At 71.4% G+C, this 20310-nt stretch carries 21 protein-coding genes and 2 pseudogenes; 11 read left to right on the top strand and 12 right to left on the bottom strand.

Annotated elements, in window-relative coordinates; translation table 11 throughout:
• Positions 1 to 3 precede the first annotated feature (3 nt).
• The 3 genes from disA to B277_RS00945 are packed head-to-tail and all read left to right on the top strand — an operon-like array spanning position 4 to position 3175.
• The gene (gene disA / locus B277_RS00935) at positions 4 to 1080 is read left to right on the top strand and encodes a DNA integrity scanning diadenylate cyclase DisA (protein ID WP_007924127.1); all 1077 of its coding nucleotides are present in this window, start codon (positions 4 to 6) and stop codon (positions 1078 to 1080) included.
• A gap of 2 nt (positions 1081 to 1082) precedes the next feature.
• Entirely contained in the window at positions 1083 to 2276 is a 1194-nt protein-coding gene (locus tag B277_RS00940) for a DUF4185 domain-containing protein (protein ID WP_040880451.1), read from the top strand.
• A complete protein-coding gene (locus tag B277_RS00945; RefSeq protein ID WP_007924131.1) occupies positions 2273 to 3175 on the top strand; it encodes an HhH-GPD family protein in 903 nt (300 codons plus the stop codon). Before B277_RS00940 ends, B277_RS00945 begins: the two co-directional genes overlap by 4 nt.
• Positions 3176 to 3202: 27 nt before the next feature.
• On the opposite strand, the gene B277_RS00950 is transcribed toward B277_RS00945, so the two are convergent.
• Positions 3203 to 3700, bottom strand: coding sequence for an amino-acid N-acetyltransferase (locus B277_RS00950; RefSeq protein WP_007924132.1), 498 nt, complete (start codon positions 3698 to 3700; stop codon positions 3203 to 3205).
• Positions 3701 to 3776: 76 nt separating this feature from the next.
• Entirely contained in the window at positions 3777 to 5201 is a 1425-nt protein-coding gene (locus tag B277_RS00955; RefSeq protein WP_007924134.1) for an LVIVD repeat-containing protein, read from the bottom strand.
• Positions 5202 to 5373: 172 nt separating this feature from the next.
• Between B277_RS00955 and B277_RS00960 the strand changes: the two genes are divergently transcribed.
• From B277_RS00960 to B277_RS00975, 4 genes and pseudogenes are all read left to right on the top strand, one after another.
• Entirely contained in the window at positions 5374 to 6042 is a 669-nt protein-coding gene (locus B277_RS00960; RefSeq protein ID WP_007924148.1) for a DUF305 domain-containing protein, read from the top strand.
• Between the two features lie 52 nt (positions 6043 to 6094).
• Positions 6095 to 6391: pseudogene (locus B277_RS00965) on the top strand (ArsR/SmtB family transcription factor); the annotation flags it as partial.
• Entirely contained in the window at positions 6388 to 6579 is a 192-nt protein-coding gene (locus B277_RS00970; protein ID WP_007924152.1) for a hypothetical protein, read from the top strand. The pseudogene B277_RS00965 and the gene B277_RS00970, both read left to right, overlap by 4 nt.
• Positions 6576 to 7157, top strand: coding sequence for a TIGR03086 family metal-binding protein (locus B277_RS00975; protein WP_007924153.1), 582 nt, complete (start codon positions 6576 to 6578; stop codon positions 7155 to 7157). Before B277_RS00970 ends, B277_RS00975 begins: the two co-directional genes overlap by 4 nt.
• Positions 7158 to 7400: 243 nt before the next feature.
• Here the strand turns inward: B277_RS00975 and B277_RS00980 are convergent, their stop codons facing one another.
• The 3 genes from B277_RS00980 to B277_RS15595 form a co-directional block, all read right to left on the bottom strand.
• The gene (locus B277_RS00980; protein WP_007924154.1) at positions 7401 to 9920 is read right to left on the bottom strand and encodes an ATP-dependent Clp protease ATP-binding subunit; all 2520 of its coding nucleotides are present in this window, start codon (positions 9918 to 9920) and stop codon (positions 7401 to 7403) included.
• Positions 9921 to 10092: 172 nt separating this feature from the next.
• On the bottom strand, positions 10093 to 10407 hold the full coding sequence (locus B277_RS00985; protein WP_007924155.1) for an antibiotic biosynthesis monooxygenase family protein: 315 nt from the start codon (positions 10405 to 10407) through the stop codon (positions 10093 to 10095).
• Positions 10404 to 11066 carry a DUF4328 domain-containing protein gene (locus B277_RS15595; protein ID WP_128276941.1) on the bottom strand — a complete coding sequence of 221 codons (663 nt, stop codon included), beginning with the start codon at positions 11064 to 11066 and terminating at the stop codon, positions 10404 to 10406. Before B277_RS15595 ends, B277_RS00985 begins: the two co-directional genes overlap by 4 nt.
• Before the next feature lie 88 nt (positions 11067 to 11154).
• On the opposite strand from B277_RS15595, the pseudogene B277_RS19640 reads away from it, so the two are divergent.
• Positions 11155 to 11445, top strand: a pseudogene (locus B277_RS19640) (flavin reductase family protein); the annotation flags it as partial.
• Positions 11363 to 11743, top strand: a complete 381-nt coding sequence (locus B277_RS19645) for a flavin reductase (protein ID WP_338009715.1) — start codon at positions 11363 to 11365, stop codon at positions 11741 to 11743. The pseudogene B277_RS19640 and the gene B277_RS19645, both read left to right, overlap by 83 nt.
• Position 11744: 1 nt before the next feature.
• Here B277_RS19645 and B277_RS01000 read toward each other — a convergent pair whose 3' ends face one another.
• From B277_RS01000 to B277_RS01010, 3 genes are read right to left on the bottom strand one after another with little or no spacing between them, the layout of a single operon-like run.
• On the bottom strand, positions 11745 to 12569 hold the full coding sequence (locus B277_RS01000; protein ID WP_007924159.1) for an Fpg/Nei family DNA glycosylase: 825 nt from the start codon (positions 12567 to 12569) through the stop codon (positions 11745 to 11747).
• Between the two features lie 12 nt (positions 12570 to 12581).
• Positions 12582 to 13544, bottom strand: coding sequence for a non-homologous end joining protein Ku (gene ku, locus B277_RS01005; protein ID WP_007924161.1), 963 nt, complete (start codon positions 13542 to 13544; stop codon positions 12582 to 12584).
• A gap of 33 nt (positions 13545 to 13577) precedes the next feature.
• Complete coding sequence (locus B277_RS01010; protein ID WP_007924163.1) at positions 13578 to 15398, bottom strand: hypothetical protein; 1821 nt, start codon at positions 15396 to 15398, stop codon at positions 13578 to 13580.
• A gap of 102 nt (positions 15399 to 15500) precedes the next feature.
• Here B277_RS01010 and ligD (B277_RS01015) point away from each other — a divergent pair, with 102 nt between their 5' ends.
• On the top strand, positions 15501 to 16436 hold the full coding sequence (ligD, locus tag B277_RS01015; protein ID WP_007924165.1) for a non-homologous end-joining DNA ligase: 936 nt from the start codon (positions 15501 to 15503) through the stop codon (positions 16434 to 16436).
• Positions 16429 to 17310 (top strand): non-homologous end-joining DNA ligase, encoded by an 882-nt coding sequence (gene ligD, locus B277_RS01020; RefSeq protein ID WP_007924167.1) that lies wholly within the window; start codon positions 16429 to 16431, stop codon positions 17308 to 17310. Before ligD (B277_RS01015) ends, ligD (B277_RS01020) begins: the two co-directional genes overlap by 8 nt.
• A gap of 1 nt (position 17311) precedes the next feature.
• On the opposite strand, the gene B277_RS01025 is transcribed toward ligD (B277_RS01020), so the two are convergent.
• The 4 genes from B277_RS01025 to B277_RS17760 all read right to left on the bottom strand — a co-directional run.
• Positions 17312 to 17875, bottom strand: a complete 564-nt coding sequence (locus tag B277_RS01025; RefSeq protein WP_007924169.1) for a (2Fe-2S)-binding protein — start codon at positions 17873 to 17875, stop codon at positions 17312 to 17314.
• A gap of 62 nt (positions 17876 to 17937) precedes the next feature.
• Positions 17938 to 18267, bottom strand: coding sequence for a histone-like nucleoid-structuring protein Lsr2 (locus B277_RS01030; protein ID WP_007924178.1), 330 nt, complete (start codon positions 18265 to 18267; stop codon positions 17938 to 17940).
• A gap of 76 nt (positions 18268 to 18343) precedes the next feature.
• Positions 18344 to 20044: a lysine--tRNA ligase gene (gene lysS / locus B277_RS01035; protein ID WP_007924180.1), complete on the bottom strand. Its 1701-nt coding sequence runs from the start codon at positions 20042 to 20044 to the stop codon at positions 18344 to 18346.
• Between the two features lie 7 nt (positions 20045 to 20051).
• A partial coding sequence (locus tag B277_RS17760; RefSeq protein ID WP_007924181.1) for a hypothetical protein occupies positions 20052 to 20310 on the bottom strand: 259 nt, incomplete at its 5' end.

Genomic DNA, 20310 nt, shown 5'->3' on the forward strand with positions numbered 1-20310 from the left:
CCCGTGCCCGACCACGACGACGAGCTCTTCCGATCAACCCTTGCCGCGGTAGCGCCAGGGTCCGTCCTGCGCGACGGGCTGGAGCGCATCCTCCGCGGCAACACGGGCGCGCTCGTCGTGCTCGGCCACGACAAGCTCGTCGAGTCCCTGTGCACCGGCGGCTTCGACGTCAACATCGAGTTCTCCGCGACCCGCCTGCGCGAGCTGGCGAAGATGGACGGCGCGGTCGTCGTCGACTCCAGCGTCTCGCGCATCCTCAAGGCCGCCGTCCAGCTCGTGCCCGACCCCTCGATCGAGACCCTCGAGAGCGGCACCCGGCACCGCACCGCCGAGCGGGTGGCCCGGCAGACCGGTCATCCGGTCGTCTCCGTCAGCCAGTCGATGCACATCATCGCCCTCTACGTCGGCGGCCGACGGCACGTGCTGCGCACGACGACCGAGCTGATCTCCCAGGCCAACCAGGCGATGCAGACGCTCGAGCGCTACACCAACCGGCTCAACGAGGTGACCGGCACCCTGTCGGCCCTGGAGATCGAGGACCTCGTCACCGTGCGCGACGTCGCCGTGGTGCTCCAGCGTCTGGAGATGGTGCGTCGGATCCACTCGGAGATCGCCGAGTACGTCCTCGAGCTCGGTGTCGACGGCCGGCTGCTCACCCTCCAGCTCGAGGAGCTGACGGCCGGTCTGGACGACGACCTCAACGCCGTGATCCTCGACTACCTCGACCCTGACGGCGCCGTCGGCTCCAGCGACGAGGTGCTCACCAACCTCTCCGGCCTCGACGCCACCGAGCTGCTCGACCTCGGGCACGTCGCCAAGACGCTCGGCTTCCCGATCGTCGGCGAGTCCCTCGACGCATCGGTCAGCCCGCGCGGGCTGCGCATCCTCGGCAAGATCCCCCGGCTGCCCGGAGCCATCGTCGAGCGCCTCGTCGACCACTTCGGGTCGCTGCAGCGGCTGCTCGCCGCCGGCATCGACGACCTCATGGCCGTCGACGGGGTCGGTGACCTGCGGGCCCGGACCGTGCGCGAGGGCCTCTCGCGACTGGCCGAGAGCTCGATCCTCGAGCGCTACGTGTGACGATGGCCCGCTTCCTGGTGTCGTGGCTGGCCGGTGGGCTGGTCGTTGCCGGCGCCTGGTTCGGGTGGACCCACACCGCCGAGGTGGACGCTGCGGTGGCCGGACCTGCCGGCTTCGTCGAGCTGGGTCCGACGCCGGAGGGTGAGCCGCTGCGCACCGCGGGCACGGAGGTCGGGTTTGCCTGCTCGGGGCCGACTCCGCGCGATGCCGCGGGCATGGACGACCTCATGGGTGAGCTCGACCGGCAGCCGCGGCTCGAGGGGGCCGACCACGGGGCCTCGATCGAGCTGGCCGACGGCCGCCGGATGTACACCTACGGCGACACGATCCGCGCCGACGGGATCCGGCCCTTCATGGTCCGCAACTCCGTGCTCATCTCCAACGGGGACTGCGTGCGGCCGATGCCGACCGAGCACGACGGGCCCGCGATCCCGAGCGACGGCAAGCAGGGCTACTGGCCGATGTCGATGCGCGCCCGCGCCGTCGAGGGCGGCACGGTCGTCGAGGTCATCACCGCCACCGTCAGCGTGCGCGGCACCGACTCCTTCGAGACGAGCGGGTCCAACCTCGCGACCTTCGAGGTGCCCACCGGCCGGATGCCCCGCCTCGTCTCCCACGAGCCCCTCGGGGAGCGCACCTCCGACCCGCGGGTGCCGACCTGGGGCGCCGCGATGTGGGACGACGGCCCGTGGACCTACGTCTTCGGCACGTCGAGCAATGCCGACAAGTCGACGGCCGGGTGGGCCCTGCACGTGGCGCGGACCAGGCCCGAGGAGCTCGGCAGCCTCGACGAGTGGGAGTACTGGGACGGCAGCAGCTGGGTCGAGGGTGACCCCGGGGCCGCCCAGAGCGAGGCCGCGCAGCTCATCGGGAGCTCCAGCGGTGTCTCGCACGTGCTCAGCGTCATCGAGCGTGACGGCAGCTGGTACGCCATCAGCAAGGAGGGCGACTACCATGGCGTCTGGTTGAGCGTCTGGAAGGCCCCCTCGGTCACCGGCCCGTACACCAAGCACCGGGTCCGGCCCCTCGCCAACGACGGCAAGATCCGGCGCTACGCGCCACTGGCCCACCCCGATGTCGAGATCGACTCCGATCGGCTCCTCGTCTCGTGGAGCGAGGCACCGACGACGCACGGCCCCTTCTACACCCACCCCGAGCTCTACCGCCCGAAGTTCGCAGAGATCGACCTCCCGTGACCCGCCCCGCCCCCGAGACCGGGGCAGCCAGCGCGCTGCTGCGCTCGGCCGTGCTCGACTGGTACGACCGCCACGGACGCGACCTGCCCTGGCGCGACCCCGGCTGCTCCCCCTGGGGCGTCTACCTCTCGGAGGTCATGTCGCAGCAGACGCCCGTCGCCCGGGTGCTGCCGGTGTGGGAGCGCTGGCTGGAGCGATGGCCCACCCCTGCAGACCTCGCCGCCGACTCACCCGGGGAGGCGGTGCGCATGTGGGACCGCCTTGGCTACCCGCGCCGCGCACTGCGGCTGTGGGAGTCCGCCGGCGTCATGGTCGAGCGGCACGCCGGCCAGGTCCCCCGCGACCACGACGACCTCCTTGCCCTGCCCGGGGTCGGGCCGTACACCGCGGCCGCCGTCGCCTCCTTCGCCTTCGGCGACCCACGCACGGTCGTCGACACCAATGTCCGTCGGGTGCTCGCGCGGACGGTGACCGGCACCGAGCACGCCGCCCCCGCCCTCACCGCCGCCGAGATGCGTCTGGCCGAGGCCTCCATGCCGGACGACCGCGACGAGGCCAACCGGTGGAATGCCGCGTCGATGGAGCTCGGCGCCCTCGTGTGCACCGCCCGCGCGCCCCGCTGCGACGACTGCCCGGTGAGTCACCTGTGCGCCTGGCAGGTCGCCGGGCGGCCGGCTCACGACGGACCACCCCGTCGCGGTCAGGCCTGGCACGGCACCGACCGACAGGTCCGCGGGCGCATCGTGCAGCTGCTGCGCGAGAGCGCCGACCCGCTCCCCCGTCGGGACCTGGCCACCACCTGGCCCGACGACCCGGCGAAGGTCGAGCGCTGCCTCGCCACCCTCGTCGACGACGGGCTCGTCGAGCCCGTCGAGGGCGGCTACACCCTGCCGAGGTGAGGGCTTCCCTCCCTTCGCCCGGGTCGCTCAGAGCTGGCGGAGCATCCGGGTGTTGCCGAGGGTGTTGGGCTTGACCCGCTCGAGGTCGAGGAACTCGGCCACGCCCTCGTCGTAGGAGCGCAGCAGCTCGACGTAGACGTCGGGGTCGACGGCCTGGCCCTCGATCTCGGCGAAGCCGTGCCGGGTGAAGAAGTCCACCTCGAAGGTCAGGCAGAAGAGCCGCTCTACCCCGAGCTCGACGGCGTCCTGGGCCAGCGTCTCGAGCAGCGCGCCGCCGACACCGTGGCCGAGGTGCTCCTGCGAGACGGCGAGGGTCCGGATCTCGGCGAGGTCGTCCCACATGACGTGCAGCGCGCCGCACCCGACGACCTGCCCATCGATCTCCGCGACGCGGAACTCCTGCAGCCCCTCGAAGTAGGCGACGGTGTCCTTGCTGACGAGCACCCGTCGCTCGGCGAGCGGGGCCACGAGGTCGCGGATCGCCCGCACGTCGGAGGTGCGCGCTCGGCGGATGGTCACGGTCACCGGACAAACCTACGCCCCCGCCGAATGGGCGGGGACGTAGGTCGGTGGTCGCGTCAGGCGGTGACGCGAAGGGGCCTCAGCGCACCTTGTACTTCGGCTGCGACTGGGCGTTGAACTCGTCCATGACGACCTTGTCGGCCTTCTTGGTCGCCTTGTCGTTGAACTTCAGCACGTCGAAGCCGCGGGCGATGTCCGAGGAGAAGAGGTGACCGTTGTAGTAGTAGGTCGACCAGGTCCCGCCGGTGCCCTCGCTCACGGGGAGTGGGCCGCGCTCGAAGTAGCCGAGCTCCTTGGGCTTCTTGGAGTTGGTGAAGTCCCAGACGCTCACACCGCCCTGGTACCAGGACTGGACCATGATGTCGCGGCCGGCGACGGGGATGATCGAGCCGTTGTGGGCCACGCAGTTTTCGGTCTCGCCCTGGTGGCGCGGGATCTTGTAGTACGACGTGAAGGTCAGCTTGCCGAGCGTGGACAGGCTGTAGATCGCGTTGGCGCCGCGGTTGGGCCCGGTGGCCGCGTCGCATGTCGCCGCGCCGCCGCCGCCGAGCTCGTCGGTGAAGACGACCTTGGTCGCGTCGGCGTTGAAGGTGGCCGAGTGCCAGAAGGCGAAGTTCTCGTTGTCCTGCACCCGCTCGATGACCCGCGGCTTCTCCGGGCTGGAGATGTCCATGATGATGCCGTCGCCCATGCACGCACCGGCCGCGAGGTTCTTGTGCGGGAGCGCGGTGATGTCGTGGCAGCCGGTCGTCGCGGAGCGGCCGGCGATCGGCGTCGGTCCGGGGCCACCGGGGTTGCCGCCGTCCGGGAAGAGGTTGGGCGTGGCGATGACCTCGGACTTCGTCGGTGCGTCCTTGTCGACCTTGACGATCGAGATCAGGTCGTGCGGCGTCTGGCAGTCGGGGTACTCGTCACGCGGCGAGTAGCTCGACACGTAGAGGTAGTCGTTGCCCTTCGTCCTGCCCTTGCCCGGCACGAGGGTGTGGGTGTGCGAGCCGCAGGCCGTCTCGACGGACTTGACGTAGCGCGGGTTGCGCACGTCGGAGATGTCGAAGATCTTGATGCCCTCCCAGCTGTCCTTGATCGTGGCGGACTGGGAGGTCGACGCGCAGGAGTCGTCGCTGCGGGAGGAGTCGGTCGACAGGTAGAGCAGGTCGCCGGAGACGGTGATGTCGTTCTGGCTGCCGGGGCACTTGACCTGGACGATCGTCTTCGGCTTCTTGGGGTTGCGGACGTCGATGATCGAAAATCCGTCGTAGTTGCCGACGAAGGCCTTGTCGTCCTGGAAGGCGAGGTCGGTGCCGACCCCCTCGGCGAGCGCGCCGGAGGGCGCGATGTTGGCGAGGTGCTTGACGTTGGCGCTGCGGCCGATCTCGTCGGTGAGCAGGTCGGTCCCGGAGACGCCGACGCGGTCGTCGGGCCCCTTCGCGGTGGCGGTGCCGATACCGGCTCCGGAGACGGCCAGGGCGGCGACTGCCGCGACGGCCAGGGTGGGTCTGCGCATGATTCCTCCACGGTGGCGTCCCTCGGGGCGGGGTGTGCCCCGACGGGGGTGGAGACAGCCTTGCGTGATCGGCCCCTCCCGCGGCCCCGGGCCGGCCCCCGGTTTGGTCAGGAATGGGTCAGGACCGCCGCCGCACGGCGCACCACGCGCGAAGGGGGATACCGTCGGCCCCGTGAAGTCCCGCCGCGTCGCCCCCTTCGTCCTCGCCCTGGCTCTCGGGCTGGGCGCCTGCTCCTCCGACGAGCCAAGCACGCCGACGGCCACCTCCCCCGACGCGCCGGTGCTCCAGCCCGGGACCCCGGGCGAGCCCAACACCTCGCTGAGCGGCACCTCGGCGGTCGCGACGCCGTCGACGTCGCACAACGACGCCGACGTCACCTTCTTGCAGGACATGATCGTCCACCACTCGCAGGCGGTCGTCATGGGTGACCTGGTCAAGGGGCGCCTGACCGACCGCAAGGTCCGCGGCATCGCCAGCCGGATCCGCGACGAGCAGAAGCCGGAGATGAAGGGCATGGCGACGACCCTGAAGTCGTGGGGCGAGAAGGTGCCGGTGGAGGCAACGAACCCGACGCTCGGCTCCCGCACCGGACACGCCCACCACTCGATGCCGGGCATGGCGACCAAGGAGCAGCTCGACGAGCTGGCCACGGCGAAGGGGGCGGACGTCGACCGCCTCTACCTCGACCTGATGATCGCGCACCACGAGGGCGCCCTGAAGATGTGCAGGACCTTGGGAGAGAAGGGCTCCGACGAGCGCACGGGCGAGCTGGGCGACGACATCCACGTCACCCAGACCAAGCAGATCTCCCAGATGAAGGACATGCGTCGGCGCCTGTGACCGCGAGTCACAGGCGCCGGGCCGGTGGGGGCGAGGCGCTCAGCGCGCCGTCGTCACCCGCCTCACGGTCGGTGACGCCACCGTCAACGATCTCGCCGCCCCCTACGACATCAGCCTCCAGGCGGTGAGCAAGCACCTCAAGGTCCTCGAGGAGGCGGGCCTCGTCAGCCGGCGCAAGGAGGCCCAACGCCGCCCGGTCCACCTCGAGAGCGGGGCGCTGGCCACGATGACCGGCTGGATCGAGCGGCACCAACGACGGGCCGAGGAGCGCATGGCACGCCTCGAGGAGGTCCTGGCGGACCTCCCTGCGCCCGATCACGGCAGCACGAGCACAGGAGCAGACCGATGAGCACCACGCCCAGCACCACCGACCACATCACCACCGCGACCATCGAGGCTGACCCCGAGGTGCCGGTCGTGCGGATCACGCGCGACTTCACGGCGACCGCGGAGCAGCTGCACCGCGGGCACACCTCCGGCATGGAGATCGGCATCAACGAGGGCTACGCCGCGCTCGACGCGGGCGAGGTCGCGTGACCTCCCTCGTCGACCTGTCCGTCACCGACCGCTACCGGTCGGCGGCGGACGGCTTCGCCCGACGCGTCGCCGGGACGACCGACTGGGACTCCCCCACCCCCGTCGCGGAGTGGCGGGCGCGTGACGTCGTCGGGCACCTGACCTCCTGGCTGCCGGCCCTGCTCGCCGCCGGCAGCGAGGTGCGCCTGACGCCCGGGCCCTCGCCCGAGGAGGACCCGGCCGGAGCGTGGGCCGCCCTCGACGACCAGCTGCGGAGCCTGCTCGACGACCCGGCGACGGAGGAGGTCGTCTTCGAGCACGAGCACATCGGGCGGCTGCCACTGCCGCAGATGATCGACCAGTACTTCACCAGCGACGTCGTCTTCCACACCTGGGACCTCGCCCGGGCCACCGGCCAGGACGACCGTCTCGACGAGGCCTTCGTCGCCGATGCCCTCGCCGGGATGCAGGCGCAGGCGGAGATGATCCGCGCCTCCGGGCAGTTCGGGCAGCAACAGCCGGTGCCCGACGACGCGAGCGTCCAGGAGCGCTTCCTCGCCTTCATCGGGCGGGACCCGCGGTGGGCACCGCCGGCCTGACCGCCACAGCCCGGGCATGACGAAGGGAGGTGACCAGCGATCTGGTCACCTCCCTTCGTACCCCTCGAGACGGCGCTGGCGCGCCTCCTCGGGGAGCGGTGCAAGTCCCCTCGAGACGGCGCTGGCGCGCCTCCTCGGGAAGCGGTGCAAGTCCCCTCGAGACGGCGCTGGCGCGCCTCCTCGGGAAGCGGTAGGAGTCCCCTCGAGACGGCGCTGGCGCGCCTCCTCGGGGAGCGGTGGGTGTCAGTCGGCGGAGCCGTCGCCCGCCTCGACGAGCGGGATGTCGAGCTCGCCGACCTTGGGCGCACCGTGGAAGGTGAAGACGGCGGCCTTGCCCTCGCCCTCGACGTCCACGGCGACGATCTCGCCGGCCGTGAGCTCGCCGAAGAGGATCTTCTCCGACAGCACGTCCTCGATCTCGCGCTGGATGGTCCGCTTGAGCGGACGCGCACCGAGCACCGGGTCGTAGCCGCGCTTGGCGAGCAGCTCCTTGGCCGCGGGCGTGAGCTCGATGCCCATGTCCTTGTCCTTGAGCCGCTGGTCGAGCTTGGCGACCTCGAGGTCGACGATCTGGACGATCTCCTCCTGGCTCAGCTGCGGGAAGACGATGGTGTCGTCGACGCGGTTGAGGAACTCCGGGCGGAAGTGCTGCTTCAGCTCGTCGGTGACCTTGGCCTTCATCCGCTCGTAGTCGGTGCGCTGGTCGGTCCCCGAGGTGAAGCCCATCGCGCCCTTGGAGATGTCCCGGGTGCCGAGGTTGGTCGTCATGATGATGACCGTGTTCTTGAAGTCGACCATCCGACCCTGCGAGTCGGTGAGGCGGCCGTCCTCGAGCACCTGCAGCAGCGAGTTGAAGATTTCCGGGTGCGCCTTCTCCACCTCGTCGAAGAGGACGACGGAGAAGGGCTTGCGGCGCACCTTCTCGGTGAGCTGGCCACCCTCGTCGTAGCCGACGTAGCCGGGGGGCGAGCCGAAGAGACGGCTGACCGTGTGCTTCTCGGAGTACTCCGACATGTCGAGCGTGATGAGGCTGTCCTCGTCGCCGAAGAGGAACTCCGACAGCGCCTTGGCCAGCTCCGTCTTACCGACACCGGTCGGCCCGGCGAAGATGAAGGAGCCACCGGGACGACGCGGGTCCTTCAGACCGGCCCGAGTGCGTCGGATGGCCTGCGAGAGCGCCTTGATCGCGTCGTCGTTGCCGACGACCCGCTTGTGCAGCTCGGCCTCCATGTTGAGCAGTCGGGTCGACTCCTCCTCCGAGAGCTTGAAGACGGGGATGCCGGTCGAGGCAGCGAGCACCTCGGCGATGAGCTCCTCGTCGACCTCGGCGACGACGTCCATGTCACCGGCCTTCCACTCGGCCTCGCGCTTGGCCTTCTCGGCAAGCAGGTTCTTCTCGTCGTCGCGCAGAGCCGCCGCCTTCTCGAAGTCCTGGCCGTCGATGGCCGACTCCTTCTCGAGGCGGACCTTGGCGATCTTGTCGTCGTACTCCTTCAGCTCCGGCGGCGCCGTCATCCGACGGATGCGCAGCCGCGCGCCCGCCTCGTCGATGAGGTCGATCGCCTTGTCCGGCAGGAAGCGGTCGTTGATGTAGCGGTCGGCCATCGTCACAGCCGCGACGATCGCCGGGTCCGTGATCGTCACCTTGTGGTGGGCCTCGTAGCGGTCCCGCAGACCCTTGAGCATCTCGATGGCGTGCGGCAGCGTCGGCTCCGCGACCTGGATCGGCTGGAAGCGACGCTCCAGGGCCGAGTCCTTCTCGATGTGCTTGCGGTACTCGTCGAGCGTCGTCGCGCCGATGGTCTGCAGCTCGCCGCGGGCGAGCATCGGCTTGAGGATGCTCGCGGCGTCGATCGCGCCCTCGGCCGCACCCGCACCGACGAGGGTGTGGATCTCGTCGATGAAGAGGATGATGTCGCCGCGCGTCTTGATCTCCTTGAGCACCTTCTTCAGGCGCTCCTCGAAGTCACCGCGGTAGCGGCTGCCGGCGACGAGCGAGCCGAGGTCGAGGGTGTAGAGCTGCTTGTCCTTGAGCGGCTCCGGCACGTTGTCGTCGACGATGTCCTGGGCCAGGCCCTCGACGACCGCCGACTTGCCGACACCGGGCTCGCCGATGAGGACGGGGTTGTTCTTGGTCCGGCGCGAGAGCACCTGCATGACGCGCTCGATCTCCTGCCCACGCCCGATGACCGGGTCGAGCTGACCGTCGCGCGCCGCCTGAGTCAGGTTGCGGCCGAACTGGTCGAGGACGAGCGAGCCGGCGGGCTGCCCCTCGGCGGGGCCCGCGCCCGCGCCGACGCCGGCAGCCTGCCCCTCCTTGCCACCCTGGTAGCCGGAGATCAGCTGGATGACCGTCTGGCGCACCCGGCCGAGGTCGGCCCCGAGCTTGACGAGGACCTGCGTCGCGACGCCCTCGCCCTCACGGATCAGGCCGAGCAGGATGTGCTCGGTGCCGATGTAGTTGTGGCCCAGCTGCAGCGCCTCGCGCAGCGAGAGCTCGAGGACCTTCTTGGCGCGAGGGGTAAAGGGGATGTGCCCCGAGGGCGCCTGCTGACCGGGACCGATGATGTCCTGGACCTGCTCACGGACGGCGTCGAGGGAGACGCCGAGGGACTCGAGGGCCTTGCTGGCCACCCCTTCGCCCTCGTGGATCAGGCCGAGCAGGATGTGCTCGGTGCCGATGTAGTTGTGGTTGAGGAGGCGCGCCTCCTCCTGGGCGAGGACGACGACCCGGCGGGCCCGGTCGGTGAACCGTTCGAACATGGGATCTACCCCTTCACGTGGTGCTCTGACCTCGATGCTAACCGTGCTCGCCTCTGAGCCGGGGGCGAACCTCTCACGGGGCACAACGCGGCGTCCTCCCAGCCTGTTCCACGAAGCGACGGGAGTGCCGCGGTGTTCGCTCACAGCGGACTGAGGCGTGCCGGCGGGCGGATCAGCCCTGCGACGGCGCCGGCACATCGATGACGACGTCGAAGCCGAGCAGCTCCGCCCCGGTGGCCACCGGCTTCCTGCCCTCGCCCGCGTGCGCGGCGCGGGCGCCGCCGTCACGCCACGCGGCGAAGGACTCCTCGTCGGCCCAGCGGGTCACGACGAAGTAGCGGTCGCCCCCTTCGGTCGGGCGGAGCAGCTGGAAGCCCTCGAAGCCCGGGGCGTCGTCGACGGTGCCCTGGCGCTCGGCGAAGCGACGCTCGAGCTCCTCGCCGGCCTGCGGGGGGACGCTGATGGCGTTGATCTTGACGATGCTCACGAGGTGACCCTAACCGCCTGCTGTGCGGCGGCGGTGGCCTCCCGGACGATGCGCCACCACAGCACGAGGGCCACGACCGCGACGACGGCGTTGACCTGCAGGGCCGCGACCCAGCCGTCGACGTCACCGGCATCGGCCAGCAGGCCGCCCGAGGTGTCGCGGACCGACCCGACGCCCATGAGCAGCCAGGCGATCCACCACGGCCAGAAGCTGCCGACCCGCGATCCGAGGGCACGGCTCGCGTCGGCCACGACCTGGTACGGGAACCAGAGGTTGACGATCGGCACGACCCAGCCGGCGAAGGCCCACCAGCGGGCCCGTCGCTGCAGATGACCCGGGTCGGCCCACTCGGCCACCCGTCGCACGCCGAGCAACCACCACCCGGTCGTCACGAGGCCGGCCAGGAGGGCGAGACCGCCCAGTCCGATGCAGAGGTTGGCGAGGTCCACCGCCGCAGAGGTCGCCGCCCGTCCCTGCACCCAGGCGTGCACGTCATCGCGACGCACGGTCACGACGGCCGCCGCGGCGACCCACGACACGGTGAGCGTCACGGCGGACACGAGGGCCGCGTGACCGGCGACCGTGGGGGCCGGGGGCGGTGGGCCGACCGGCGTGGTGCGCTCTTCGGCGAAGGGGCTGGTGACGTGAATCCGAGGCATGGCGATCACGCTAGGTCGGGACAGCAGTCGTCGCGCGGCCATCGCGCTGCCCCTGTGGACGACGTCGAGCCCTCCGTAGGCTGACTCCATGCGCACGGTCTTCGACCCCACCGACCCGGGCAGCCACGCGTACGGGCTGCTGACGAGCATCGTCGTGCCACGCCCCATCGCCTGGATCTCCACCCTCGACGCCGACGGGGTCGGCAACCTCGCGCCGCACTCCTTCTTCACCGTCGTCTCCGCGCACCCCGCGATGGTCAGCTTCACCTCCGTCGGCCGCAAGGACACGGTGCGCAATGTCGTCGCGACCGGTCACTTCGTCGTCAACCTCGTCACGGAGGACCTCGCCGAGCTCGCCAACGCGAGCAGCGCTCCCTTCGCCCCCGAGGTCGACGAGGCCCAGACCCTCGGAGTGCGGCTCGAGCCGAGCGCGGTCGTGCCCGTCCCCCCGCGTCGCGGACTCGCCGGCATCGATCGAGTGCACCCTGCACTCGACGCTCGCCCTCGGCGACGCGCACCTCGTCGTCGGCGAGGTGCGTGCCATCACCGTCGACGACGCGACCCTCGTCGACGGGCTCCCGACGATCGAGGCGCTGCGGCCGGTCTCCCGGCTCGGGCGCGACGAGTGGGGGCACTCCCCCGAGGTCTTCCGCCTGCAGCGACCGCGGCGGCCCTGACTCAGCTGCGGCGCTGGCAGTTCCCGCACCAGTAGAGCGTGCGACCGGCGACGTCCTTCGCCCTCACCTTCGACCCGCAGACGACGCAGGCCTCGTCGGTGCGCTTGTAGACATAGCTCGTCCGCTCCGTGAGGTGGACGCCCTCCCCCTGCGCCAGGGCGGCCTCGACCTGCTCGACCTGCTCGTCGACGGTGACGATCCGGCTCGTCGCCACACCGAGCGGCAGCAGCCGGCGCAGGTCGGCCCAGATGAGGTCCCACGAGGCCCGCTTGAGGCGCTCCCCCGGCGTCGCGGGGTTGATCCGGTGCCGGTAGAGGACCTCGCAGCGGTAGACGTTGCCGACCCCGGCGATCACGTCCTGCTCCATGAGCAACGCCGCGATCGACTTGCGCGACCGGTGGACCCGCTCCCAGGCGGGCCCACCATCGGTGTCCCGCAGGGGATCCGGGCCGAGCTTGGCGTGCACGGCGTCCTCCTGCTCGGGGGTGACCACCGCGCACGTCATCGGGCCGCGCAGGTCCGCGACGTGCCTCTGCGAGGCGATGCGGCAGCGGACCTGACCGATGACCGGCCGCTCGCCGACGTAGGCGGCCTCGTCGATGGTGAAGGTCCCGATGAGCCCGAGGTGGACGTGCAGGATGCGGTCGCCGGCGAACTCGACGAAGAGGTGCTTGCCGTGCGCCCGCGCCTCGACGAGCTCGTGGTCGGTGAGCAGCGCCGCGCCCGCGGCGAAGCGCCCCTGCGGGGACGACACCTCGACGACCTGCCCGGCAAAGGTGGCGTGCAGGTCGCGGGCGATGCGGTGGAGGGTGTGGCCTTCAGGCATGACGAAGGGGGCTCAGCTCGCCTTCTTCTTCGGGGCCGTCTTCTTCGCGCTGGTCTTCTTCGCCGTGGACTTCGTGGCGGCGGTCTTCTTGGCTGTCGCCTTCTTCGCGGTCGCCTTCTTCGCGGTCGCCTTCTTGGCCGTCGCCTTTTTCGCGGTCGCCTTCTTCGCGGTCGCCTTCGCCGGCGCGGGGAACGACTCGCCGCGCGCGGCCTTCGCCTTCTCCACCGAGCGGGCCAGCGCGGCGAGCAGGTCGACGACCTCGCCCGACTCCTCCTCGTCGTCCTCGACCTGCTGGACCTGCCCTCCGTCGATCTTCGCGCGCACGAGGGCCTCGACGGCGAGCGCGTAGTCGTCCTCGAACTCGTCGGGGTCGTAGTCGCCGGCGAGCTCGTCGATGAGCATGCGCGCCATCGACATCTCCTTGTCGGAGAGCTCCTGGTCCTCGACGCTCGCGAAGTCGGCCGAGCGGATCTCGTCGGGCCACAACATCGTCTGCATGACGATGACCCCGTCGCGCACGCGCAGGACGGCCATCGTCATCCGCGTGCGGATCGAGACCGTGACGATCGCCATGCGTCCTTGGGCCTCGAGGGCCTCCCGCAGCAGGACGTAGGGCTTGGTCGCGGTCTTGTCCGGCTCGAGGTAGTAGCTCTTGTCGAGGAGCATCGGGTCGATCTGGTCCTCGGGGACGAACTTCTCGACGCTGATCTCCTTGCTGCTGCGCGTCGGGAGCTCGGCCATGTCCTCGTCCGTGAGGACGATCATCTGGCCGTCCTCGGTCTCGTAGCCCTTGGCGATGTCGTCGTAGGCGACCTCCCGGCCGTCCTTGCTGCAAAACCGCTTGTAGCGGATGCGGCCGCCGTCGGTGCGGTGCACCTGACGGAACTGCACGTCGTGGTTCTCCGTCGCCGAGTACAGGCGGACGGGGACGTTGACGAGGCCGAAGGAGACGGCCCCCTTCCAGATCGCTCGCATGGGTCCTCCTGACGACGTGTGGCCGTCGCCAGCCTACGCGTCGGGGTCGGGGCGCAGAGCGTAGATCCGCGAGCGCCCGTCCTCGTCCGCGGCGACGACGAGGCCCAGGCCGGAGCCGGTCACGCCGACCGGCACGCCGTCGGGGTCGGGGACCGCCTCGGGCAGAGGGGTGACCACTCCCCCCTTCGTCGTCGTGTGTCGCGGGGACCAGGCGCGGTCGTCGATGACCCGTAGGGTCTCCCACCCGCTCGCCAACGGCTCGGTCGTGCCCGTGCCGAGGTCGACGGCCACGGAGCCGGCGACCGCCCAGCTGCCGTCGGGCGAAGCCGCGAAGTCGTCCGCTCCCACGCGGCCCGGCACCGTCGTTGTCCAGCTCTCGGCCATGAGGTCGGTGACGTCGTAGCCCACGAGGTGGGTCGTGCGGTTGTTGCGCGTCCAGTTGACGACGAGGTGGGTACCGGCGACCCCGAGGACGCTGCCCGGCAGCGACCCGTAGGCCGGCGGCGCAAGGAGGGTGCCCGTCGAGACCTCCCCGCCGTCACCGGACTGCCACCAGTGGCCGGTCGTCCCGACGGACAGGACCCTCCCTTCGTCATCGGCGCCGACGGGGCTGCCGCCGCTCGGCAGGGTCCGGCGGCGCAGGGCACCGTCGTGGAGCACGAGGGCGGTCAGCGTCTCCTCGTTGGCGAGGAGCGGCACCGGGCTGCCCTCCACGAGCCGCACGTCGGCCTCGGTGAAGGTCCAGGTCTGCACCGTCGGCGCCGTGCCGCCGGACCCGAGGTGGGGCCACAGGTAGAGCTCGTTGCTCGTCGCCGCGATGACGGCCGGCCGGTCCTCCCAGGTGATGAGCTGCGGGGGTCCGGTGAGCGGCCCGTCGACGCGGCTGGACCACAGCTGGCTCCCGTCCGCCCCGCTGAGGGCGGTGATGTCGGGCTGCGCGACGTCACCGGTCGTCGTGATGACGGCGCCCTCACGCAGCAGGACCGTCGGGGCGCGCCCCTCGACGGCGATCGGCGACGAGACCCACTCGGCCTGGCTGGTCCACCCGTGGACGGGCGCGACCGGCGAGATGCGCACGGCCTCGTCCGCCGGGTCACCACCCCACGGCAGGCCACCGCCGATGACGAAGGGGGTGACCACCAGAGCGACGACGGCGACGGCCGCGACCCCGGCGAGCCACCACCGACGACGGCCCGAAGGCCGCGGGTCGTCGCGCCAGGGTCCGGCGGACGCTGCCGGCGCCCCACCGGCGAAGAGGTCACGCACGTCGATCCGCGGCTGCGTGTCCATCTCGTCGGGCGAGAGGTCGTCGGCACCGACGACCTGCTCGACCCGATCCCACGCCTCTCGCGTCGGCGGCGGCAGCGCCGACTGCCGCAGCGGCGCGACCGGGGCGCCGTCCTGATGGGGCACGGTGAGCGTCGCGCGGGCCAGCTCGGCAAACCGACCGGTCACCTCGCTCGGCGCAGGCTGCGCGGCGTGCGCCCGCGAGAGGACGACGACGGCCGAGCTCGCGAGCGCGGCCGCTCGACCACCCCGCGCGTGCATGGCCTGCAGATGGGACACGGCGGTGGCGACGTCGCCGGTCGTCGTCGCGACGACCACCTGGTCGGTGTGCTCGACGGCACCCGGCCAGTCGAGGGGGCGGGTGGCGACGGCGATGTCGAGGTGTCGGGTGCCGCGCGCGAGTCGGTGCACCGGTGCGGGCCCACCGGCCGGCGGGGCCGCGTGCTCGGCGAGCAGGGCGTACCCCTCACGACGCACCGATGCCCCGGCGAGCATCGCAGCGGTCGTGGCCGCCAGCTGCGCTCCACCGACGACGACGACGGTGCGCGTCGCGTTCGCTTCCCCCACGGGTCCCCCTGATGTCCTGCGCTCGTCCCTGCGGGCCCGAGGGGCCACCCAGCGGGGTCAGACTATCGGGGGCCTGCGGGCGCGACCGGGCAGGATGGCCCCATGCGCCCGATGCTCGCCACCCTCACCGAGGCCCTGCCCCAGGGGCCCGGCTGGGTGCACGAGGTCAAGTGGGACGGCATGCGGGTGCTCGCCGACGTGCGCGGCGGCGGCCTGACCCTCACGAGCCGGTCCGGTCGCGACGTCACCGCGTCCTTCCCCGAGCTCGTCGCGCTCGCCGAGCTCTACGACGACATGCTCCTCGACGGCGAGGTCGTCGCTCTCGAGGCCGGCCGGCCCTCCTTCGGCGCCCTCGCCGAGCGCATGCACGTCTCCGACCCGCGTCGAGCGGCCCGCGCCGCGGTGGCACGGCCGGTCACCTTCATCGCCTTCGACCTGCTGCGCCTCCTCGGCCAGGACCTCGTCGACCAACCCTGGTCGACCCGCCGCGCGTTGCTCGAGCAGCTCGACCTCGACGGTCTGCGCTGCCAGGTGCCCCCGACCTACGACGACGGCGAAGGCCTCCTCGCCGCCACCGTCGACCAGGGCCTCGAGGGGGTCGTCTCCAAGCGACGCGATGCGCCCTACGCACCCGGCCGCCGCTCGCCCGACTGGCTCAAGCGGCCCCACCGCGACAGCGTCTCCGTGGTCATCGGTGGCTGGCGACCCGAGGTCGGGGGCACCCGGCTCGGCGCCGTGCTCGTCGGGCTGCCCGACACCGACGGGTGGCGCTTCGTCGGCCGGGTCGGCTCCGGCCTCGCCGGCCGTGCCGGGGCGAGCCTGCTCACGCGGCTGCGACCGCTGGAGCGAGCGGACTCCCCCTTCGCCACGGAGGTGCCGCGTGAGGACGCGACGGGCACGACCTGGGTCGAGCCCGAGATCGTCGTCGACGTCGCCGCCCTCGGGCGCAGCTCGGGCGGCCGGCTGCGGCAGCCCGCCTTCCAGCGGGTGCGGACCGACCTCACCGCCACCGACCTGCTGGAGACGGGCGATGGCTGACCCCCGCGGCACCGTCACGCGCGTCGAGGTGGCCGGCCGGGCCCTGCGGCTCACCTCGCTCGACAAGGTGCTCTACCCCGCGACGGAGACGACGAAGGGAGAGGTGCTCTCGTACTACGCCCGGGCCGGTGAGACGGTCCTCGCCCACCTCGCCGGACGGCCGGTGACCCGCGTGCGCTTCCCCCACGGGGTCGAGGACATGAGCTTCTTCGAAAAGAACCTGCCCTCCGGCGCACCCGACTGGCTGCCGCGGGTGCAGGTCCACGACGTCACCTATCCCCTCGTCGAGGACCTCGCGCAGCTGACCTATCTCGTCAACCTCAACAGCATCGAGCTGCACGTGCCGCAGTGGCGGGTCGCCGACGGCGAGCCGCTCAACCCGGACCGGCTCGTCATCGACCTCGACCCCGGCAAGCCCGCCGGTCTGCACGAGTGCGCCCGGGTGGCGCTCCTGCTGCGGGAGCGACTCGACGCACTCGGCCTCGAGCTCTACCCCGTCACCTCGGGCAGCAAGGGCATGCAGCTCTACGCGACGCTCGGGGGCGACCTCACGAGCGACCAGGTCCGCGACCTGACCCAGCAGCTGGCACAGGAGATGACCCAGCGCCACCCCGACCTCGTGCTGTGGAAGATGACGAAGTCGTTGCGGCCGGGCAAGGTCTTCATCGACTGGAGTCAGAACGTCGCGGCGAAGACGACCGTCTGCCCCTACTCGATGCGCGGTCGGGAGGACCCGTGGGTCGCGGCCCCGCGGACGTGGGAGGAGGTCGAGGCCGGCGCCGAGGACCCCGGCGCGCTGACCCAGCTCGACCACGAGCAGGTGCTCGAGCGGCTCGAGACCGACGGTGACCTGCTCGCCCCGCTGCTCGGGTGACTCAGCCCTGCCGGGGGCAGCCCGCGCACGGCGCGCACCCGGGCAGCGCGTAGAGCAGGCAGCACGACTCCCGCTCCGGCGGCGGCGCACCGTGCAGCCGGGCCAACGCCATCTCCCACATGTCCTCGACCATGCCGAGGCGCTGGCGGCTGCTCATCTTCGTCGGCGTCGGCAGGGCCTGGGCGATCGTCCGGGCCGTCGCGACGTAGCCGGCCCGGGCCGCGTCCAGGCGTGCCACGTCGTCGTCGACGCGGCGGTGGTCACCGGGCCGCACCTGCACGGCGACCGGGTAGAGGTAGACGGGGTCGAGACCGGTCGACCACAGCGCGGGGTCCGCCGACAGCACGAAGGGGGTCCGCGTCGCCGCCGTCGCGATGACCGTGGCGAGCGGGTCGATCAGGTACTGCAGGACGAAGGCCGAGGGCATGCCCGGCGGGGCGACCCCCGACTGTTCGAGCGTCACCTCGGCGTAGCGCTCGATCCACGCGGGGGCCAGCTGCGTGGCCCGGGCCAGCGACACCCCGAGGTCCGGGTCGCCGTCGTCGGCGACCCGGACCCGGAGCACGGCGAGGTGCCGGTCCAGCTGCGCGACGGCCTCACGCAGCTCGGCACCCGTGGGGGCGGCGCTCAGCCGTTGGCCCGGGCGTAGGCGTCGCGCACCTTCTGGCTGATGCGACCGCGGTCGGAGACCTCGTGGCCGTTGGCCCGGGCCCACTCGCGGATCTTGGTCAGCTCGCTGCTGCTCGTGCGCGACGACGAGGCGCCACCCGAGCTCTTGCGACCGGCGACCCGACGACCGGCGCCGACGTAGCCGGCGAGGGCGTCACGCAGGGCGGCGGCATTGCGCTCGTTGAGGTCGATCTCGTAGGTCACGCCGTCGAGGCCGAAGGTGACGGTCTCGGTCGCGTCGCCACCGTCGAGGTCGTCCTCAAGGATGATCTGCACACGCTGTGCCATAGGGGATCCAATCATGAGAATGAATTGACGGATCCAGACTAACCATCACTGGCGCAGATGTCGCATTCGAGAAATGCTATTCCTTGTCCGCCTTTTCGGAAGGCTCGGAATGTGCACTTGAGGACTGCTGCTTCGCCTTCTGCTCGGCATTCCATCGCGCGAGGGCCTGGCGCTCTCGCCGGTCACCTTCGATCATGTACTTGATGATCCAGTAGAAGAGAAATGCGACGCCGACGGTCGGCAGCAGGGCTGCCGCATAGGGCCACCAGGTGTCGATGAATTCCATGGGATCAGCCTCCGGCTTCAGGTGCGGGAAGAGGATGGTCTCCCGGATACCGGCACCGGTGAAGAGCATGATGAGACGGTCGATGCCGAGCCCGAGGCCACCCATGGGCGGCGCACCGAACTCGAGGGCCCGCAGGAAGTCCTCGTCGAGCTGCATCGCCTCGTCGTCACCGGCCGCGGCCCTTCGGGACTGGTCCTCGAGGACCTCCCGCTGGATGACGGGGTCGATGAGCTCGGAAAAGGCGGTCCCGCGCTCCACCCCGCCGATGAAGAGGTCCCAGGCCTCGATCTGGCCCGGCTTGTCGCGGTGCGGGCGCGCGAGGGGCTGGGCGATCGCCGGGTAGTCGCAGATGAAGGTCGGCTGGACGCAGGTCGGCTCGACGAGCTCGGCGACGAGCTCCATGGCGACCTTGCCCGCCTCCCACGACGGGTCGAGGTCGACCCCCTTCGCCGCCGCGATCTCACGCAGCCGCTCGACGGGCGTCGTCACGTCGACGGCCTCGCCGACGGCCTCGCTCAGCCCGTCGTAGAAGGAGAGCCAGCGCCACTCGCCACCGAGGTCGACCTCGCCCGCGGGCGTCGTGACGACGCGGCTGCCGGCGACGTCTGCGGCCGCGAGGTGCAGCTCCTTGATGAGCTCGGCCATCGTGAACTGGTCACCCCAGGCCTCGTAGACCTCGAGCGAGGTGAATTCCGGAGAATGCGTCGAGTCGACACCTTCATTGCGGAAGAGACGACCCATCTCGTAGACCTTGTCGACACCGCCGACAACTGCCTTCTTCAGCGGCAGCTCGAGGGCGATGCGCAAGGACATCTTCTGGTCGAAGGCATTCATGTGCGTGTCAAAGGGGCGCGCTGCCGCGCCGCCGTGCACCAGCTGCAGCACCGGCGTCTCGATCTCGATGAAGCCGCGCGCGTGCAGGGTCTCGCGGATGGCCCGCACGATGCCGGCGCGCAGCCGCACCATGTCCCGTGCCTCCTGGCGCACGACGAGGTCGGCGTAGCGCTGACGCACGCGCGCCTCCTCGGAGAGGTCCTTGTGCAGGACCGGGAGGGGTCGCAGCGCCTTGGAGGCCAACGTCCACGAGGTCGCCATGACCGACAGCTCGCCGCGGCGCGAGCGGATGACCCGGCCGGTGACGGCGACGTGGTCACCGAGGTCGACGTCGGACTTCCACGCCGCGAGGGCCTCCTCGCCCACCTCCGCGAGCGAGAGCATGACCTGCAGGCGGGTCCCGATGCCCTCCTGCAGCGCGGCGAAAGCGAGCTTGCCGGTGTTGCGCACGAACATGACGCGGCCGGCGACCGTGACGACGTCGTCGGTCTCCTCACCGGTCTCGAGGTGCCCCCAGGACTGCGCCACCTCGGCCAGCGAGTGGGTCCGCCCGACGCCCACGGGGTAGGCCTGCCGCCCCTCGGCGAGGATGCGGTCGCGCTTGTCGCGCCGGATGCGCATCTGCTCGGGCAGCTCGTCGTCGGCGGGGGTCTCCATGGGGGCGTCACTCACGGGAGCCACGATATCCGCGCGCCGCGCCGTGCCCGAATCCTCGCCTACTCCCGAGGGCGCAGCAGCTGCCAGCGAGGAGGGCGAGCGTCGCGCCCACCGCGAGCGACCACAGCCCCCGGGCGTCGGCGGCGAGGACGAGCAGCCCGACGCCGACGGCGAGGTCGGGACCGTGGACGACGGCGCGCACGAGGCCCATCGGCAGGGCGCCACCGGGTGTGGCGACGACGAGCCCGAGCCCGGGCGGCGGCGGC

Source organism: Janibacter hoylei PVAS-1 (assembly GCF_000297495.1).
In the GTDB taxonomy this organism is placed as follows: Bacteria; Actinomycetota; Actinomycetes; order Actinomycetales; family Dermatophilaceae; genus Janibacter; species Janibacter hoylei.

Bases quoted from the DNA above. Each gene is read 5' to 3' on its own strand.
- B277_RS00940 (WP_040880451.1), top strand. From the start codon at position 1,083: ATGGCCCGCTTCCTGGTGTCGTGGCTGGCCGGTGGGCTGGTCGTTGCC.
- B277_RS00955 (WP_007924134.1), bottom strand. From the start codon at position 5,201: ATGCGCAGACCCACCCTGGCCGTCGCGGCAGTCGCCGCCCTGGCCGTC.
- B277_RS00970 (WP_007924152.1), top strand. From the start codon at position 6,388: ATGAGCACCACGCCCAGCACCACCGACCACATCACCACCGCGACCATC.
- B277_RS00980 (WP_007924154.1), bottom strand. From the start codon at position 9,920: ATGTTCGAACGGTTCACCGACCGGGCCCGCCGGGTCGTCGTCCTCGCC.
- B277_RS15595 (WP_128276941.1), bottom strand. From the start codon at position 11,066: ATGCCTCGGATTCACGTCACCAGCCCCTTCGCCGAAGAGCGCACCACG.
- B277_RS19645 (WP_338009715.1), top strand. From the start codon at position 11,363: ATGTCGTCGCGACCGGTCACTTCGTCGTCAACCTCGTCACGGAGGACC.
- B277_RS01000 (WP_007924159.1), bottom strand. From the start codon at position 12,569: ATGCCTGAAGGCCACACCCTCCACCGCATCGCCCGCGACCTGCACGCC.
- ku (WP_007924161.1), bottom strand. From the start codon at position 13,544: ATGCGAGCGATCTGGAAGGGGGCCGTCTCCTTCGGCCTCGTCAACGTC.
- ligD (WP_007924165.1), top strand. From the start codon at position 15,501: ATGCGCCCGATGCTCGCCACCCTCACCGAGGCCCTGCCCCAGGGGCCC.
- ligD (WP_007924167.1), top strand. From the start codon at position 16,429: ATGGCTGACCCCCGCGGCACCGTCACGCGCGTCGAGGTGGCCGGCCGG.
- B277_RS01030 (WP_007924178.1), bottom strand. From the start codon at position 18,267: ATGGCACAGCGTGTGCAGATCATCCTTGAGGACGACCTCGACGGTGGC.
- lysS (WP_007924180.1), bottom strand. From the start codon at position 20,044: ATGGAGACCCCCGCCGACGACGAGCTGCCCGAGCAGATGCGCATCCGG.